Origin of the sequence: Streptosporangium album, from assembly GCF_014203795.1 — a bacterium.
GTDB classification, from domain to species: Bacteria; Actinomycetota; Actinomycetes; order Streptosporangiales; family Streptosporangiaceae; genus Streptosporangium; species Streptosporangium album.
Genome location: NZ_JACHJU010000001.1, coordinates 4,531,351 through 4,549,362 on the forward strand (window position 1 = coordinate 4,531,351; position 18,012 = coordinate 4,549,362).

Here is an 18,012-nt window from a genome sequence, read left to right on the forward strand (position 1 = left end):
CGGGGCGGTGCGGCTAGCCTTCGCGGGTGGCCAGGGCCAGGGTGCGGACGACCTGGATGAGCTCGGCCGGGTCGAACGGCTTGGTGAGGTAGGCGTCGACTCCGATGTCGAGTCCCCGGCGCTTGTCGTCGTCCTGCGCCCGCGCGGTGATCAGAACCACCCTGATGTGGCGGGTCCCCTCGTCACCCCGCAGCCTGGTGGCGGTCATCCAGCCGTCCAACCTGGGCATCATCACGTCGAGTGTGATCACGTCGGGCATCACCTCAAGCACCCGATCAAGGCAGTCCTGCCCGTCGTAGGCGGTCTCCACCTGGAATCCCTCCAAGGTCAGGTTGACCGCGATGAGTTGCCGGATGACCTCGTCGTCATCCACCACCAATACCTTGCCCGGAACGTCGTCCACGGCCGTGAGGCTAACTCCTCCCAACCGGGTCATGCGCGATTTTCGGCGGATGCGTACGGACAGGTATCCCCTGGGGACAGATGTCACCGGGAGTGAGCAGGTCTTCCCGGGCTCCTGCGACGGTCGGGACCGGCGAGGTGACCTCTGGTGATCCGTCGCCGATCCCCTGGCACGGCGCGGCCCTCGTCACCCGTGGACCTGTGGACAGTCCGGTGTTTCTCCACAGAGTTCGGTTCGGCTCCTTGAAGGGCTCTCCGCCCCGCGCATCCTGAGGCCTCGATCGTTCATCGAGCCAGGGAGGGCACGCATGATCACGACAGTTCTCACCACCACCGTCCTTGTGACGGCTCTCACCGGGAGCAGCCCCCAGGCGCCGGCGGCCCGCCTCTGCTCGCAGGTCGCCGATGCCTGGAGACCTCTGCTGTCCGGCGCGGAGCTGCCTGACGGCTTCCAGACGTGGTTACGAGAAGTGGTGCGCTTCGCGCTCACCACCGCCTGCGAGCCTGGCCGCACGGGCCCGGAATCCCCGACGTCGGCCACCCGCGTCGGCACTGGAGACGACACTTCCGTCCCGGGCGCCCCCGGGACGGCGGATGCCGCCGAGTCCTCCAGATCAGGTGCGCTGGACATCGACGGACCTTCCGATCCTGCCCGAGGTGCGTCGACCGACATCAACGGGCTCTTCGGCCCCTCTGCGGACCCATTCCCCGACGCCATCGAACCCTCCGGCTCCGCAGGAGGCACGTCGTCCCCTGGCATCACCGCATCCTCCGGTCCTTCCGGACCCGCTTCCCCCGATGTCGCCGGTTCTTCCGGATCCCCGTCCTCCTCGCGGGGCCACCGGCCCGCCGTCTCCTCGGAGAAGCCGGCGGAGTTCGGAGCGACCCGTCCCCCATCCACGTCCTCCCGCTCACGCCGACTGTCGCCGGGGCAGACCGCGGTGGCGGCGGCGCTCCGCCACATCGGCAGGCCGTACGTCTGGGGCGGTGGTTCCGGTGAGGGCCCGACCGGGGGCGGCTTCGACTGCTCAGGACTTGCCCTGTACGCCTGGTCCAAGGCGGGGACCGCACTCAGCCACTACACCGGAAGCCAGTTCAGGCAGGGGCGCCGCGTGCCGTTCTCCCAGCTCCGTCCGGGAGACCTGGTCTTCTTCGGCGGCGGCACCGGAGACCCCACCCACGTGGGCGTCTATGTGAAGGACGGTGTCATGGTGCACGCGCCGAAGCCCGGAGACGTCGTCAGGACGACGAACTTCGCCGACTCTCCCTACTACCGTGCGCGCTACCGTGGGGCCATCCGTCCGGGCTCCCGGACCTCCGCCTGACAGCGTCGGTGCCCCCGAGATCACCTACTTCGCGCTGCGAGTGTCAGTTCCCCTCCAGATGCTGGTAATCTAATCACTCGTTGGCCCCCTTAGCTCAGGGGATAGAGCACCGGCCTCCGGAGCCGGGAGCGCAAGTTCGAATCTTGCAGGGGGCACTTGATCTTGACCAGCGGTTCCGGCCGCTGACCAGGGCAAACATTGTACGAACGGGCGGGCCTCCAGTCTCACGGAGTCCCGCCCGTTCTCGTTGATGCTCGCTGGCCGTGGGCCAGTTATGGGCCACGATAGGGCTTGCATCCAAGCCTCGAACGGTGAGGCGGCCCCCCTGCCACCTGTGCTTCATCAGATGCGATTGAGGTCAGCGAGTCAGCAGATCCGCCGGATCAACCAGGTGCTGATCGATCGTCGGCGGCCACGATCAGTGTGATCGCCTGTGGTGCGCTGGATGGTGATGGACTTGTGGCAGTCGGCATGGCCCCCAGTCGTGGAAGGCTGCCCGGTCGAGTGAGTCGGTAGTGGACTGGTCGCCTGGCGGGCACGCCGGAAGGCCTCGCGCTCCAGAGCGGCCTGCAACTGCTGGGTCCGTCGCCATGCTGACGGGCCCAGCACTCAACACGGCCGGTCCCGGCCGCCGAGCAGTTCCAGGGTGCACGCGTAAGCAAGCGTCACTCTGTCTCGGCTGATAAGCGGAGCACTGGGTGCAGCCCTGACGTTCGCCTGTCTTTGACCGGTCACCGAACATGGTCGGGGGCGATCGCCGATCCAGTGCCTCGTACCTCGGCACCGGCTCGCTGAGCATCTTGAGAAGTGTCCGGTACGCGGCGGGTGTGCCAAATCCTGTAGAACGCCGACGCTACGGCCACACCAACCACGATTCGTTATGGAAGCACTACCTGCCGACCGACTAACGTGATGTTCGCCTGCCAGCTCACGCGGAACACGCCCGACCCCAGCGCGTCCGGGGCGGCCGACGGTCCGGGAGCGCTGGTCGCGTGATCGAGCCTGACCTTGACCGGCGGCTGGTCCACCAGCGAGCAACCGGCGGCCAGCAGCACGGCGCGCGGCGCCGTTACCCACCTCACGGGCAGCCGGGCCGGAACCGGCGGGCATTTGCCACGGAATCTCCCTTGCGAGCGGATGATTCAGCAGCGTGGGCTGGTTGCCCTTGACGATGAACAGGTAGTGGCCGCCCGCCTCGACGATCTGCCGGGCGTGTTCGTGCTGGGTGTGCAGGGCGTCAGCGGTGATCATCACGCTCGACAGATCCAGTCCGGACAGCAGGGGCGTGAACGCGGGGATCTCGTTGCTGGCCTCGACCTGCCGTTGGGCGAGGGCGGTCTGGGTGTCGTGGCGGGTGGCGGCCAGCAGGTGCACCGTGGTGTCGGTGGTGCGGCTGCCGCGCAGGGTCTTGCCGTCCACGGCCAGGCCGGCAAGCTCGGTCCGGCTTGAGGACCGGCTGCTCGTGGTGGCGGGTGGGGCGCATGCGGCGAGCGAGGCCAGGTAGCCGCAGGTGGCGGTGTCGAAGGCGTCGCCGTCCAGGCGGGCGAGGAGCCGTCCCAGGGTGCTGGCGGCCAGGCGTGGCGGGCCGGGCAGACCGGCTCGGGCGCGCAGCTCTGGGTCGTACCCGGCGATGATGCGGGTGATCTTTGCCAGTGATGTTGCTCCGCCGAGTACAGCGAGCAGGGCTAACGCGAGCAGCGGGCCGAGCCGGTAGCGGCGTCCCCGGCGGCTGCGCGGGTCGGGCAGCGTATCCAGCACCTCGGCTAGGGCCGGTAGATCGAGCAGGTCGGTCAGTGGGGCGGCGACGGTGACGTGCTCCAGGTGGCGGGCGAGCACGTCGATCGGGGATGATGGCACGCGAACGCGGCCCCTGTTCTTGATCGACTGGCGTAGACAGCCAACGATCATCAGGGGTCGCGTTTGTCATGTGCATCCCGGGGTGCTCTCAACCGCCCCGTCTTGTCACGCCCACCGGGGCCTCAGCAGCCGAGAACGCTTCAGCCCTACCCGGGTTCTGCGTCCTCACGCGCCTGCTGAGCAGGGTGGCAGGAGAGAACGCGGCCGCCCTGCTGGGTGAGAGAGCGGATCTGCGCTTGCGGGAGTTCCTCCTCGGTGGCACTCTTTATTCCAGTTGTCGGAATAAAGCGGTGAGGAGGCCAGGCGTGCGGTGGACCGTGAAGTCGCCCGAGGGCTCGGTGGAGCTCGATGTGTCACTTGATGAGCGGGGCCGGCTCTTCTATGACGTACGGCGGCACGGCGTCGTCCTCCTTGAGCGGTCCAGGCTCGGGATCGAGCGGCAGGACGCGTCCTTCCACAACGGGCTCGCGCTGGTCGCCGAGCCGGCGGCGGAGGTGCGGGACGAGAGCTACACCGCGGTGCACGGAAAGCGCAGCGCGCTCCGCGAGCGCTCCACGGCGGCGACGCTCTCGGTGCGCGGACGCAACGGGGCGCCGCTCGATCTCGACTTCCGCGTCTTCGACGACGCCGTCGCGTTCCGCTACCGGTTTCCCCAGGGCTCCGGCGCCACGACGGTCACCAGGGAGCTGACGACTTTCGCCTTCGCGGCCGAGGGGCGTGCCTGGTCGCAGCCGACCTCGCCCTCGGACGGCGGCGGGCCCGCGCACGAGAACCTCTACACCAACGGCGTGCCCATCGGCACCCCGACCGAGGCGCGCTCCTACGACCTTCCCTCGACTTTCGAGGTGAACGGGCAGTGGCTGCTCGTCTCCGAGGCCGGGCTCGACGCGACGTTCCACGGCACGCGGCTCGGCCCGACGCCGGTCGGGCGCGAGTACGGCATGCTCGGGCCCGACCCGGACGAGGGGCTCGGGCACGGCGATGCCCTGGCCACCTCGGCGTTGCCGTGGACGCTGCCGTGGCGGTTCGTCGCGATCGCGGACACCGCGGCCGAGCTGGTCGAGTCGACGGTCGTGTGGCACCTGGCGGAGCCCGCCAAGATCAAGGACACCTCGTGGATCAGGCCCGGACGCGTGTCGTGGAGCTGGTGGTCGGAGAACGCCAGCCCGCGCGACCTGGGCGCGCTGCGGCGGTTCGTGGACCTCGCCGGCGAGATGGGGTGGGAGTACTCGCTGGTTGACGCGAACTGGACGGTCCACGCGGAGGAGGAGATCCGCGACCTGGTCCGCTACGCCGCCGAACGGGACGTGCGGCTGTTCCTCTGGTACAACTCGGCAGGGCGGAACAACCCGTCGACCGAGGGACCGCGCGACCTCATGCACCTGCCGGAGGTACGGCGGGCGGAGCTGACGAAGATCGCGGGCTGGGGGATCGCCGGGATCAAGGTCGACTTCTTCCACTCGGACAAGCAGGACGGGATCGCGCACTACCTCGGCATTCTGCGGGACGCGGCGGAGGCGGGGCTGATGGTCAACTTCCACGGGAGCACCATCCCGCGCGGGTGGGAGCGGACGTGGCCGCACCTGATGACGCTGGAGGCGGTGCGAGGGGCGGAGTGGTACCTGTTCGGGCCGTCGTTCGCGGAGGAGGCGGTGTGGCACAACACCGTGCTGCCGTTCACGCGCAACGTGATCGGCCCGATGGACTACACGCCGGTGACCTTCGGCGACGCGCTGCGGCCTCGGCTGACCACGGCGGCGCACGAGCTGGCGCTCGCGGTGGTGTACGAATCGGGATTGCTGCACTTCGCGGACTCGCCCGAGTCGTACCGGGGGCAGGTGGCCGAGGTGCGCGAGGTGCTGCGTGCCGTACCGGCTGCCTGGGAGGAGACGGTCGGGCTGGCGGGGGAACCGGGCGACCACATCGTGCTGGCCCGCCGTACGGGAGGGACGTGGTGGCTGGCGGGCATCAACGGCCCGGCGGCCCGCCCGCCGGTCGAACTCGGCATCGGGCGTCTCGGCCCGCTCCGTGGCACCTGGCGCCTGGTCGCGGACGGCGCGGACCGCGACGCGGTGGCGGTGTCCGACGTCGAAGCGGGTGAGGTGTTCCGCGTGCCGGCCATGCCGGTGGGCGGCGGCTTCAACGCCCGCCTGCTCCCCGAGTAGGGGCAGCGGCGGTCGCGCTTTACGGCCGGGCCGCCGGGCGGCGGTCGCCGTTAAGGCCGGGCCGCGAATCGTTCGTCGAGTATCAGGCAGGCCGCGCCGATCGCCGCCACGTCGGCGCCCAGCCCGGTGCCCACGACGCTGAGGTCGTGGATCTCGCGCATGACGAACCGCTCGGCCACCATCGGCCTGAGCAGCGGCAGGTAGTGGTGCGCGGCCGGAGCCCAGGCAGGCCCCCCGCACACGACGAGCTCGGTGTCCACGAGATTGCCGATGGTCACGATCGCCCGGGCGAGCCGCCGCGCGGACCGGTGCAGGATCGCCACCGCCCGCTCGTCACCGTCGTCGGCCGCCCGGCACAGCGCCCCCACCCGCCTGACCGCCTGGACGAGCTGCCCGTCATCGGGCGAGGCGGGCAGCACGCCCGCCGCGACCGCCTCCTGGATGAGGAAGAGCGGTGAGCAGGCCGTGCCCAGGCAGCCCCGCTGCCCGCAGCCGCACGGTGGCCCGTCGACGTCGACGATCAGGTGCCCAATGTCGCCCGCGTTGCCGGACCGGCCGCGTACCACGATGTCGCCGCTGACCAGCCCCACCCCCACACCGGTGCCCAGATACAGGAAGGCGAAGTCGCTGTTGCCCGTCGCGCCGCCCGCCCACCGCTCGGCCACCGCCGCGGCCGTGACGTCCTTGTCGAGCACGACGGGCAGCCCGGTCGCCCGGTGCAGCCGGTCAACCAGCTCGACCCGATGCCACCCCGGCAGGTGCGGCGGATCGACCATGGCCCCGCCCGCGATGTCGAGGGGACCTGGCGCCGCGATGCCGAGGCCGAGTATCCGGTCCCGCTCGATGCCCGACCCGGCCAGCAGGACGTCGAGAGCCGAGGCCATCCCGGCCATGATGACGTCGGCGTCCTGGGGGCTGGAGGTCTGCCTGCTGAAGTGGGCCACGAGGTTGCCGCCGAGGTCGAGCAGCACGTAGGTGATCGTGGCCGGGTCGATGTGCACGCCGAGCGCGTAGCGGCTCGCGGGCACCAGCTCCAAGGTACGGCGAGGCCGGCCGAACCCGGTCGAGGACGTCCCGGTCTCCGCGATGAGCCCCTGGTCGAGCAGGCGCTGGCAGACGTCGGACACGGTCTGCGCGGCGAGTCCCGTCTCGACGGCCAGCTCCGCGCGCGAGCTCCCGGTGCGTGCGCGCCTGATCGCGTCGAGGACGACGGAGTCGTTGAAGTCGGCGACGTGTTCGAGGTTGGAGCCGCGCCGGAGGCCGGAGGAACGGGCAGGCGGCCCGCCCTCGCGCTTGGCTGCTTTTCCGATCGTGGTGGACTCCCGCCTGGCTGCTGCCACTGGTCCCCGTGCCCCCTCGCCCATCGTCGCGCCCTTCGCCTACCTTAGCCGACCCGTCATTGACTTATTCAAGACGTCGGAAATATTGTAGATCCGCTTCGCTTGATTCGACCAGAAAGTCGGCATTCATGATGCATCTCGCACACGCCGCCGATGTCACCGTGGTCGGCGGCGGCCTGGCCGGTGTCACCGCGGCCGTGAGCGCCGCGCGCAACGGCGCGAAAGTCGCCCTGATCAACAACAGGGGAGTGCTGGGCGGCAACTCCAGCAGCGAGATCCGGGTGTGGGTGGTGGGCGCCACGGCGCACGGCGCCCAGAAGTTCGCCAGGGAAACAGGCCTGATGGGCGAGCTGTTCGCCGAGAACCAGTGGCGTAACCCGGAGGGCAACCCGATCCTGTGGGACCACGTCGTCCTGGACCTGGTGCGCGAGGAGCCGAACATCACGCTCTTCCTCAACACCGAGGTGCGCGAGGTCGAGGCGGACGGCGACGAGGACGACCGGGTCCTCCGCTCGGTCACCGGCTGGCAGTCCGGCTCGGAGCGGCTGATCAGATTCGAGTCGCCGATCTTCCTCGACTGTACCGGCGACGGTCTGGTCGGCCTGCTCGCCGGCGCCAGGTTCGCCACCGGCAGGGAAGACAGGAGCGTGTACGGAGAGGAATGGGCGCCGGAGGTCGCCGACGACGACATGCTCGGCAGCACGATCCTCTTCTACACCAAGGACGCGGGACAGCCGGTGCGGTTCGTCCCGCCCGGCATCACCAAAGACGTCCAGGCCTTCGACCTGCCCCTGCGCCGCCACATCGACCCCGGGATGAACGGCTGCGACTACTGGTGGATCGAGTGGGGCGGCGAACTCGACGCGGTCGCCGACAACGAGCGCATCCGCGACGAGCTCTGGGGCATCGTCTTCGGCATCTGGGACTACATCAAGAACTCCGGCCGCTTCGACGCCGCCAACCTCACGCTGGAGTGGGTGGGCACCGTCCCCGGTAAGCGCGAGTACCGCCGTTTCATCGGCGACCACGTGCTCACCCAGCAGGACGTCACCGGCCAGACCCGCTTCCCCGACACGGTCGGCTTCGGCGGCTGGTCCATCGACCTGCACCCGCCGGGTGGCATCTACGCCGCCGACAGCCCCTCCAAGCACCTGTTCGGCCCCGGCCTCTACGACATCCCGTTCCGCTCCCTGTACTCGGTGAACGTCCGCAACATGCTCATGGCCGGCCGCGACATCTCCGCCAGCCACGTCGCCTTCGGCAGCACACGGGTCATGGCGACCTGCGCGGTCGTGGGTGAGGCGGCGGGTACGGCCGCCGCGCTCGCGGTGCGCAGGGGTGTCACGCCGCGCCAGATCTCGGCCGCCCACCTGGACGAACTGCAGGCCATGCTGGTACGGCAGGACGCCTCGCTGCTGGGCGTGTCCTGGCAGGATCCGAGCGACCTGGCGCTGAAGGCCACCGTCACGGCGTCGTCCACGCTGACCCGGCTGGCCGGTGACGCGGGTGCGGAGCCGGAGCGCCTCCCGATCGGCGAGGCCGATTTCGGCCTGCTCCTGCCCGCCGACCCCCGGGTCGACGTCGTGCGCATCGGCGTCGAGGCCGCCCGCGCGACCACCGCGGCGGTCGAGTTGTGGAGCACCGGCAGCGGACTGAACCACATCCCGGTCACGCTGCTCGCGACCCGGGAGGCGAGCGTCGAGCGGGCCGGGCGCGGCTGGCTGGAGGCCCGTTTCGATGACGTGCCCATGGAAGGGGGCGAGGTGGTCGTGGTCGTCCGGCGCAACGACGATCTCGCCGTCGTGGTCGGCGCGGGCCGCCCGCCGTACGGCGTGCTGGGGCTGCTCAGCAGGGACCCGGCGCTCGACCTGGGGACGCCGCAGAGCAACGCGTGGTCGGCCTTCGAGCTGCGCAGGCGCACGCCGCGGTTCGAGGTCGAGCCGGCCACTGCGGCGTACCGGCCCGATCAGGTCGCCGGCGGGCTGGCCCGGCCGTTCGACGGCCCCAACCTGTGGGCCTCGGACCCCGGAGGCGAGCAGCACATCGAGCTCCGCTGGCCCGAGGAGCGCACCATTGGCCGCGTCGAGCTGATCTTCAACGACGACGTCGACGAGGACCTGATCAACCTGCACCACCACCGCACGCCGTACCTGGTCATGCCCGAACTCGTGAAGGACTACCGGATCGAGGTGGAGCAGGCGGGCGGCTGGGAGACGGTCGTGGCCGTCACCGGCAACCGGGTACGGCGCCGGGTCCACGTGCTCGACACCGGCGCACGGGCGGGCGCGCTGCGCGTCGTGGTCACGGCGACCAACGGCGACGAGCGAGCCATGATCGTCGCCGTGCGGGTCTTCGAAAGCTGACTGATGGAGAGAGAACACCGTGCATGACAACCGATTGATCGTCGAGGGACGACTGGCCCGTTTCGTTCAGCAGTTCCTGCCCGCCGCGCTGTACCGCGAGCGGCGACCGCTGGCCGTCGAGGCGTGGAACGTGCCTGGCGAGCCCGTGCCCGCGGCCGAGGCGTTCCAGGCCAGATACACCCCCATCACACTCCCGCACAACTGGGGCACCCCCTGGGGCACGACGTGGTTCCACGCGACAGGACGCGTGCCTGACGAGCTTCCCGAGGGCACGCGCCTCGAGATCGTCGTCGATCTCGGCTTCCACGGCCGCCGCCCCGGCTTCCAGGTCGAGGGCCTCGGCTACCGTGCCGACGGCAGCCTCATCAAGGCCGTCGCGCCGCTGAGCCAGTACCTGCCGTGGAGCCTGGCCGAGCCCGTCGTCGACGTGTACGTCGAGGCGGCCGCCAATCCGGACGTCGCGGGTGAGTACACCTACGAGCCGACCGCGCTCGGGGACAGGACCACCGCGGGCACCGACCCGATCTACCGGCTGAGGAGCTTCGACCTCGCCCTGCTCGATGTCGGGGTGTGGGAGCTCGCGCAGGACGTGTGGACGCTGGACGGGCTGATGCGCGAGCTGAGCGTCGACTCCTCGCGGCGCTGGGAGATCCTGCGCGCGTTCGAGCGGATGCTCGATGTCGTCGACCCGGCCGACGTGCACGGTACGGCGGGGCTCGGGCGGGACGCGCTCGTGGAGGTGCTCGCCGCCCCTGCCCCGGCGAGCAGCCACCGCGTCGTGGCGGTTGGGCACGCGCACATCGACTCGGCGTGGCTGTGGCCGGTGCGCGAGACGATCCGCAAGTGTGCGCGCACCTTCGCCAGCGCCGTCACGCTCATGGACGAGAATCCGGACTACCGCTTCGCCTGCTCCTCGGCGCAGCAGCTGGCCTGGGTCAAAAGGCACTACCCGCCCCTGTTCGAGCGCATCAGGAAGAAAGTGGAGTCCGGGCAGTTCATCCCGGTCGGTGGCATGTGGGTGGAGCCCGACATCAACATGCCCGGCGGCGAGTCCATGGCGCGCCAGTTCGTGGCGGGCAAGCGGTTCTTCCTGGAGGAGTTCGGCGTCGACACGCTGGAGGCGTGGGTGCCCGACACCTTCGGTTACTCGGCGGCGATGCCGCAGATCATCGCGGCCTCAGGGACCCGCTGGTTCATGACGCAGAAGATCTCGTGGAACCAGGTGAACGAGATCCCGCACAGCACGTTCCAGTGGGAGGGCATCGACGGCACGCGCGTCTTCACGCACTTCCCGCCAGCCGACACCTACGTCTCCGAACTCTCCGGGGCCGAACTCGCCCACGCGGCGCGGACCTTCAAGGAGAAGGGCGTGGCCGCGACCTCGCTCGTGCCCTTCGGCTGGGGCGACGGCGGCGGCGGGCCGACCCGGGAGATGCTCGCCGCGGCGAAGCGGCTGGAATCACTGGACGGCTCGCCGACCGTCGTGATCGACTCGCCGCGGGCCTTCTTCGAACAGGCGGAGGCCGAGTACGAGAACCCGCCCGTGTGGTCGGGGGAGCTCTACCTGGAACTCCACCGCGGCACGCTCACCACCCAGCACCTGACCAAGCAGGGCAACCGCCGCGGTGAGCACCTCCTGCGCGAGGCCGAGCTGTGGGCGGCGACCGCTGCCGTGCGCGAGGGCGCCGCCTACCCCTACGACGAGCTCGAGGAAATCTGGCACACGGTCCTCCTCCAGCAGTTCCACGACATCCTGCCGGGCACCTCCATCGCCTGGGTGCACGACGAGGTCGAGCAGAACAACGCCGCCCTGCAGGTGGCGCTCGCGCGGATTGTCGAAGAGAGCGTTCGCGTGCTGGTCGGGGAGGGCGAGCGGACGCTCACGGCGAACGCGCGGCCGTTCGCCGACGGCGGCGTCGCCGCGCTCGGCATCCAGGAGGGAGCTCCAGAGGGCGGGCCCGTGCCCCTGACCGAGGAGGGCGCCGGGTACGTGCTCGACAACGGAGCCGTGCGCGCTGTGATCGACAGGAGCGGGCACCTCGTCTCCCTGCGGGACGCGGCGACAGGCCGCGAGGCGATCGCGCCTGGCGCTGTAGGGAACCTGCTGCTGCTGCACCGCGACGTCCCCAACGCCTGGGACGCCTGGGACATCGACGAGCACTACCGCCGGGTCGCCCGCAGGATCGACGAGGTCGACTCGCTCGAAACCCAGGCCGACGCCGTCGTCGTCACCCGCCGCTTCGGCGCCTCGACGATCCGGCAGACGCTGCGCCTGAGCTCAAGCGGGCTGGAGGTGGTCAACGAGGTCGACTGGCACGAACGCCACGCCCTGCTCAAGCTCGTCTTCCCCGTCGACGTGCACGCCGACCGCTTCGCCTCGGAGACGCAGTTCGGCCACGTGTTCCGTCCCACCCACACGAACACCTCATGGGACGCCGCCCGCTTCGAGGTGTGCGCGCACCGCTGGATCCACGTCGGCGAGCCCGGCTATGGCGTGGCCATCGCCAACGAGTCCACCTACGGCCACGACGTGGTGCGCCACACCCGCGCCGACGGCGGCACGACCACCACGATCGGCCTGTCCATGCTGCGCGGCCCAAGGTTCCCCGACCCCGACGCCGACCAGGGCCAGCACACGATCACCTACGTGGTACGGCCCGCCGCGGGCATCCGCGAGGCCGTGGCCGAGGGGTACCGCGCGAACCTGCCCGCGCGTGCCGTACGCGGGGCACGGGAGGTGGAGCCGCTCGTGCGGGTCTCGCACCCGGCGGTGGTCGTGGAGGCGGTCAAGCTGGCCGAGGACCGCAGCGGCGACGTGATCGTGCGCCTGTACGAGTCGGAGGGGGCCAAGGCGTCCACGCAGATCAGAGCCGGGTTCGACAGCGGGGAGCCGCGCTTCGTCGACCTGATCGAACGAGACGTCGAGCCGCCCGCGAGTGCGGCCTTCGACGACGGGGCGGTGTCGGTGATGCTGCGCCCGTTCCAGCTGGTCACCCTGCGCTTCCCGCGGGGTTAGAGCAGCTGGTCGATGAACTTCAGGAGGGTGGTCAGGTCGGCGGATGCCTGACCACCCGCCGTCGTGCGGCCGATGAAGAGCTTCGGCGCGGAGTCGCCCGCCGTGTCCGGCGAGATCAGGTGCTGTGCCGCCGCCCTACCGGAGCACCAGGAGCCGAGGCGTCAACGGGGCGAGTTCGACCGGCGACGGGTCGAGTCGTTCGCCGCTGAGCAGGTCTCGCAGTTCGAGCGGCTGGCGACCGTGGAGTCTGACCGTCACCACCTCAGCCTGCGCACCATAATTCGTCGCTCCAACCAGCCAGCGCCTGCCATCGCTCACCGGCCGCCACTCGACGGTCGTCGGCGCACCGCCGCCGGTACGCTCCAACGTCACCGCGGCCAACCGCCTCCGCTGCGCCAGGTCGAGCACGGCGGCCCCGATGTCGGCCGGGCTCTCGGCCGGGAGGACAGTCGCGTCCCGGAGCACGGCCGTACGGTCACCAGCCGGATGGGCCTGGTTTCGCTCGTTGAACGTCAGGGCGTCGGCACCTGCGACGACGAGTTGGACCTTCCGGGCCAGGACCTGAAGACCCTGCAGGCAGGCGGCCGACAGATGCGTCGTCCCGGGCGCGATCACCAGCTTTACCCCGTCGGGGACCTGCTGCCGGGACAGGCTGGACTCGGTGACGAAATGCACCGGGATCCCGTTCATCAGCAGGGCCTTGTACACCTCGCGCACCGCGGCCAGGTGCTGCGACGAGTACACCGACGAGGTCCGCGAGTACACGATGCCGACGCCGGACCCGGCGCCTTGCAGCAGGGCCACCTCGGCGGCGAACCGGTTCAGGTCCAGGCTGGTCCGGCCGGCCGCGGCGATCACGTCCGGCCGGTGCAACATGCTGCCCGCCAGGTTGGACGCCACCTCGGTGGTCCGCGCCCACACCCAGAACGTGGTGGCAGAACGCCCGTGCAGGGCGCCCTGCCACAGGTCCGCCGCGACGTGGGCCGCCTCGACCTTCGAGTACGACGTGCTGCGGTCGGGGATCACGTGGTCCTCGGAGTCGAACACCGGAGTCCGGGCGATGCCGGCCTGGAGGTCGTAGAACGCGAACTTGCCCAGGAAGCCGTCGACGCCCTGTCCCGGATAGTTCGACGCGTCATTGCCCGACAGCTGGGAGAAGGTGGCCCACTGCTCGGGATCGGGTCCCCACAACAGATAGTTGCGGTCCTTCAGGGTGCTGCCGACCATCTTGGAATGCACCGGGATGTCGGGGGCAATGCTGTGGATCACCTCGGCCATCCACGCGTGCCACGACGCGAAGGCCCTGGTGTTGAAGGTGGTCCAGTCGTAGCACTGCACTGTCGGCTCGACCGCCCGTACGCCGGGGGCCGGCACCTCGTCGAAGGTTCGGTACGCGGTGCCGTACACCTTGTTGAGCTCGGCGATGTCGCGGTAATGCGCGGTGAGGTATTGCGCCCATCCGCGCTTGGTCGACGCGCTCGTCGTGTCGACGTAGCGGGGTTCGTTGCTGAGGATCAGGCTGTGCAGCGCCGGCGACTTCGCGATTTTGGGGATGATCGTGCGCAGGAACGCCTCGATCACTTCCCGCGCCAACGGGTGGTGGACGTCGTACCCGTTCTCGGCCAGCACGAGTTCGGGATGCTTCGCCGTCAAGAAGGCCGGGAAGTACTGCGGTGCCAGCAGCAGGCTCATGGCGATGTTCGCCTCGGCCGCCGCCTCGAGCCAGCGGACCGGGCCCCGGTCGATCGCGTACGTTGACACGGCGTACTCGCCGCTCGCGGCGACCGTCGCCGCATCGTCGAAGCCGGCGTTGCCGGCGATGTTCGCCGGATCCGCCCCATCGGCTCGCGTGATGGTCAGCTCGTCGATCCACAGTGCCCCGACCGGGCCCTCACCGATGATCGAGAAGCGGTAGGTCGACACGTTGCCGGGGGTGAGAGTGAACTCGACCTGCTGCCAGTCGTAGGTGCCTTCCGGCGGGTAGTACCGGGTGGCCCAGGTGGCGGTCGGGATCGACACCGCACGGGCGGTGACGTCCTGTCCCTTGATCCATGCCCGGACCCGGTAGGTGGCTCCGGGCTCGACCGTCAGCAACTGGAAGAACTGGCGGTAGCTGTTCGGCTTCTTCGGACCGGCGAACGACACTCGCAAGGCGGCGACGGAGTCGTGTGAGACCGACGCGTCGCGGGCGAATGTCACCGCCGCGTCCCCGACGCCCGTCGTGCCCCAACCCGGGATCGCGTCCGCCGGCACGATCGCGCCTTGCGGCCCCATTTCGAGGGCGCAGGTGTTGAAGCCGAGATCGGCCAGCTTGGGGATGTCGCTGATCACCTCGGCCCAGCCCATCGGGCCGCTGAACACGACCGGTTGGCCGCTTTGGGTGGTTTTGCCGTCGGAGACCGTGCCGGTGAACAGCCAGTCGTCGCGGCCGATCGGCCCGGTGACGTAGCGCGGCACTCGCATCCCCGTCGCCGTCCCGGCGACCAAGGATCGCAACCGGGTCAGGAGTCGTTCGGCCATGCCGGTCATGGCGACTGTGTTGTACGTGGCCCGCCACCTCTGGCCGGCTGTGACGTCGTCGCGGGTGTAGCCGACGAACTTCTCCAGGGTGGTTGCGTCGACGCGTTCGTAGTGGGTCGGGATCGCTCGGTCTTCGCACCGGGCCAACAGGTCTCGAGCCGTTTCGACCGATGCGGCGACCTTGGCGATCTCCTGCGCGATCGCCTCGGCGGACATTGTCACCCGGCCGGTCGCCGCCAGGTCGATGGTGGTGCCACCGGTCAGGTCCTTCACCGAGGCGGTGATCTCGAGCTCACCGGCCGTCGTCGCGGTGATCGGGATCGTGAGCTGGAGAGTGGTGTGAGCCGGGATGGTCGCGGGGGTGGTGTTGCCGTCGGGGCCGATCACCTCGACCCGGCGGTCGGCATCGTCCCAGTTCAGTACTAAGATCGCCGCCTTGACCTGGGCCCCCACCTCGACCTGGTCCTCGTCGAGGGTGATCCAGGCCTGGCACGCACCCGACTCGGGCAGCGCCGCGAGCCGGACGAACTCCTGCGCCGACTTGCCGGTGGCGATGCCGGGGCGCCACTGGATCCAGCCCCGCCGGTTCGCGCCGTCGTTGTCGTTGACGATCGCGTTGAACAGCACCGAGCCGCCGGGACCGGGAGCGCCGACGCCGGTCGAAGCCCACGGGAACGCTGCCAGGTAATGGGTCTGGGTGCCGTCGCGCCGAGCGGTCAGGGTGACGTCGCTGACCGGCGAGGTGACCGAACCGTCGCTGAAGCGGTAGACCTCGGGACCACTGTCGAGCAACGCGAGGCCGTACTCCGGACCGTACCCGCCGGTGCTGTCCCCGAAGGCGATCTGGAACCCGTCACCCTGCCACTGGTTGGTGCCGCCGATCGGCCGGTGGACGTTGTCGGTCACCGTCGCCGCGACGTACAGCCGTTCCGCGTCATAGCCGAGCGCGAGGTCGGCCGACAGGTCGTCCTCGCCGGCCCACCCGGTGATCGAAACCTGGTTGTCGCGGCTCGGCAGATGGGCGCCGAACGCGTCGGCGAGGGCTCCGGATCCGCTATCGACGGGCGTTGTGGTGAGTTTGGTGAGCGGGAGGTGCGCGCCCCGTCCGAGTAATGCCGTGAGCTGTTCGCGGGTCAGGAGGGTTGTCTGCGGATCGGCGGCGGCCCACTGGGCGGTGACCACCGGAAGCATGGCGGCGGTGGCGGAGATGCCGACGCCACGGAGGAAGGTACGGCGGGAGATTGTCACAGAGAGACCTCGAGATAGCAGGTGCGGATGGTTGATGCGGCGTTGTACGAAGCGGCGACCGACCCGGGCTCGTCGGCCAACGCGACGGTGACCGCATTGCCGGCGAGGGCCAGCGGCGTGCGCTGACCGGTCAGGTCCACCCGGTCCGCGCCGGCCGTGGGCGGCAGCGTCGCCAGGGTGACGGTGACGTTCGTGCCGGCCCAGCTGGCCGGGGTGTGGATGGCGATGATGATCTTGATGCCGCCGACCAGGAACCCTTCGATAGAACCGGAAGCCCAGTCCCGGGCCGTCGTCAGTCCGGCGTCGTTGGTGTGGTCGTCGTAGGTTTCGGGCACCACGCCGCCGAAGAGATCCGCGATGGTGCTGAGGCAGACGCCGTGGGAGGTGAGCGAACCGTCGGCCTTGCGGAGGTATCGACCGGCGTCGGTCGCCGGCGCCGAAGCGGGCGCCTGCCACGCGTACCAGAGAAGTTTGAACCCGTCGGGCAGCTGCGCGAGGCCGCGCGTGATCGCCCAGTGCAGGAGTCCGGGGTACACCAGGGCGGCCGCCGCCGGGCTGGTCGAGTAGCCGATCTCGGTCTGCCAGATCGGTAGCGACGACCCCAGCGCGGCGACGCACGCGACGCGCAGCGACTCCAGGTCGGACGGCTTGTAGTAGTGCACGTCGAGCACGTCGACGCTGGACCACGCGTTCGTCTCGTTCAGGAGCGCGGTGAACCGCGCGATCGCCGCCGGCGAGGGCCAGCCGCCGTAGACGACCTTGCCACCATGGTTGCGGATCGCCGTTGACGCCGGCTTGTGTATCTGGTCGATGTACTCGTACGGGCTGCCGTACCAGAACCCCGCCGACCAGTAGGCCTCGTTCCACACCTGGAAGTACTCGACGCCGTAGGTGCTGCGGAGGATCGTCACCACGTGGTCGACGAACGCGAGCCATCTCGCCGGATCCGCCGGCGGCGTCTTGTCCTTGGGCAGCACCAGGTCCTCGTCCTGGAGGACCTCGCCGGTGCTGATCCGGGTTCGGGTCACCCGGCGCGACCAACCCGATCCGGCGTCGGCCTGGGCCGCACCGACCGCGTACTGCACGTCCCAATGCGACCATCCGTACGCGGTCGTCCGCGCGGCCCACGGAGCGGAGTAGGCCAGCACCGGGAGCAGGGTTACGCCGTTCGCCGCGGCGGCGGCGAACCGGGTGCCGAATGCGTGGATGGCGCTGTCGTCGTACGTCCCCCGGGTCGATTCGACCGCGGCCCAGAGTATGTCGCTGCGATCCCATGACATCCCCGCCAGCGCGCCGATGCTGGGGCCGGCGGCGGCGTGGTTGGTCCCGAGCAGTGTCCCCAGCGGCATCGGTGTCACGGCCGCGCTCGCGGGTCGCGCCGGTCCGGGGAGCCCGAGTACGGCGGTGGCCATCCCGAGACCTGCGCCCGCGAGGACGGCACGCCGGGGCACGGCGTGAGGAACGTTCGAGTGGGGGGCTGCGGTCACGGGTTCTCCTTCGAACGGCGGCGACGTAGACACGATCAAGTCACGGGTAACTAACTCCATCTTCCGGATTAAGCGGAGATTAGAGATCTGAACCGCCTCTCGTCAACGGACGCCGCGCGGCTCGCTTCGCTCCGCAACCGTTGGCCGGCGCCTCGGCTGGCGGGCGGCAGAGCACGGCTGGGAAATACTCTCTCGAAGCTGTCGAAAAGCTCCGGGCCGTACGAAGCGAGGGTGAAAGGTCGCCAAACCAGTGGGTGCGGCGACGTTAGGCGGGGCTGCTTTGGCGGTA

Annotated in this window: 9 protein-coding genes and 1 tRNA gene; 5 read left to right on the forward strand and 5 right to left on the reverse strand. The window is 69.9% G+C overall.

The window, feature by feature from the left end:
• Window positions 1-13: 13 nt before the first annotated feature.
• Window positions 14-436 carry a response regulator transcription factor gene (locus FHR32_RS21725; protein ID WP_184755965.1) on the reverse strand — a complete coding sequence of 141 codons (423 nt, stop codon included), beginning with the start codon at window positions 434-436 and terminating at the stop codon, window positions 14-16.
• 274 nt (window positions 437-710) lie between these two features.
• On the opposite strand from FHR32_RS21725, the gene FHR32_RS21730 reads away from it, so the two are divergent.
• On the forward strand, window positions 711-1,727 hold the full coding sequence (locus FHR32_RS21730; protein WP_184755966.1) for a C40 family peptidase: 1,017 nt from the start codon (window positions 711-713) through the stop codon (window positions 1,725-1,727).
• Between the two features lie 83 nt (window positions 1,728-1,810).
• Window positions 1,811-1,882 (forward strand) — tRNA-Arg (locus FHR32_RS21735).
• A 454-nt stretch (window positions 1,883-2,336) separates the two neighbouring features.
• Here the strand turns inward: FHR32_RS21735 and FHR32_RS21740 are convergent.
• Entirely contained in the window at window positions 2,337-3,584 is a 1,248-nt protein-coding gene (locus FHR32_RS21740; RefSeq protein WP_184755967.1) for an ISAs1 family transposase, read from the reverse strand.
• A 305-nt stretch (window positions 3,585-3,889) separates the two neighbouring features.
• On the opposite strand from FHR32_RS21740, the gene FHR32_RS21745 reads away from it, so the two are divergent.
• Complete coding sequence (locus FHR32_RS21745; protein WP_184755968.1) at window positions 3,890-5,749, forward strand: glycoside hydrolase family 97 protein; 1,860 nt, start codon at window positions 3,890-3,892, stop codon at window positions 5,747-5,749.
• Between the two features lie 50 nt (window positions 5,750-5,799).
• Here the strand turns inward: FHR32_RS21745 and FHR32_RS21750 are convergent, their stop codons facing one another.
• Window positions 5,800-7,089 (reverse strand): ROK family transcriptional regulator, encoded by a 1,290-nt coding sequence (locus tag FHR32_RS21750; RefSeq protein WP_221465504.1) that lies wholly within the window; start codon window positions 7,087-7,089, stop codon window positions 5,800-5,802.
• 128 nt (window positions 7,090-7,217) lie between these two features.
• Here FHR32_RS21750 and FHR32_RS21755 point away from each other — a divergent pair, with 128 nt between their 5' ends.
• Both FHR32_RS21755 and FHR32_RS21760 read left to right on the forward strand, forming a co-directional pair.
• Window positions 7,218-9,452, forward strand: a complete 2,235-nt coding sequence (locus FHR32_RS21755) for an FAD-dependent oxidoreductase (protein ID WP_184755970.1) — start codon at window positions 7,218-7,220, stop codon at window positions 9,450-9,452.
• A 19-nt stretch (window positions 9,453-9,471) separates the two neighbouring features.
• On the forward strand, window positions 9,472-12,468 hold the full coding sequence (locus FHR32_RS21760; protein ID WP_184755971.1) for an alpha-mannosidase: 2,997 nt from the start codon (window positions 9,472-9,474) through the stop codon (window positions 12,466-12,468).
• A gap of 135 nt (window positions 12,469-12,603) precedes the next feature.
• On the opposite strand, the gene FHR32_RS21765 is transcribed toward FHR32_RS21760, so the two are convergent.
• Together FHR32_RS21765 and FHR32_RS21770 are read right to left on the reverse strand one after the other, a co-directional pair.
• The gene (locus FHR32_RS21765; RefSeq protein ID WP_184755972.1) at window positions 12,604-16,236 is read right to left on the reverse strand and encodes a beta-galactosidase; all 3,633 of its coding nucleotides are present in this window, start codon (window positions 16,234-16,236) and stop codon (window positions 12,604-12,606) included.
• Window positions 16,233-17,723, reverse strand: coding sequence for a hypothetical protein (locus FHR32_RS21770; protein ID WP_184755973.1), 1,491 nt, complete (start codon window positions 17,721-17,723; stop codon window positions 16,233-16,235). Before FHR32_RS21770 ends, FHR32_RS21765 begins: the two co-directional genes overlap by 4 nt.
• Between the last annotated feature and the right edge of the window lie 289 nt (window positions 17,724-18,012).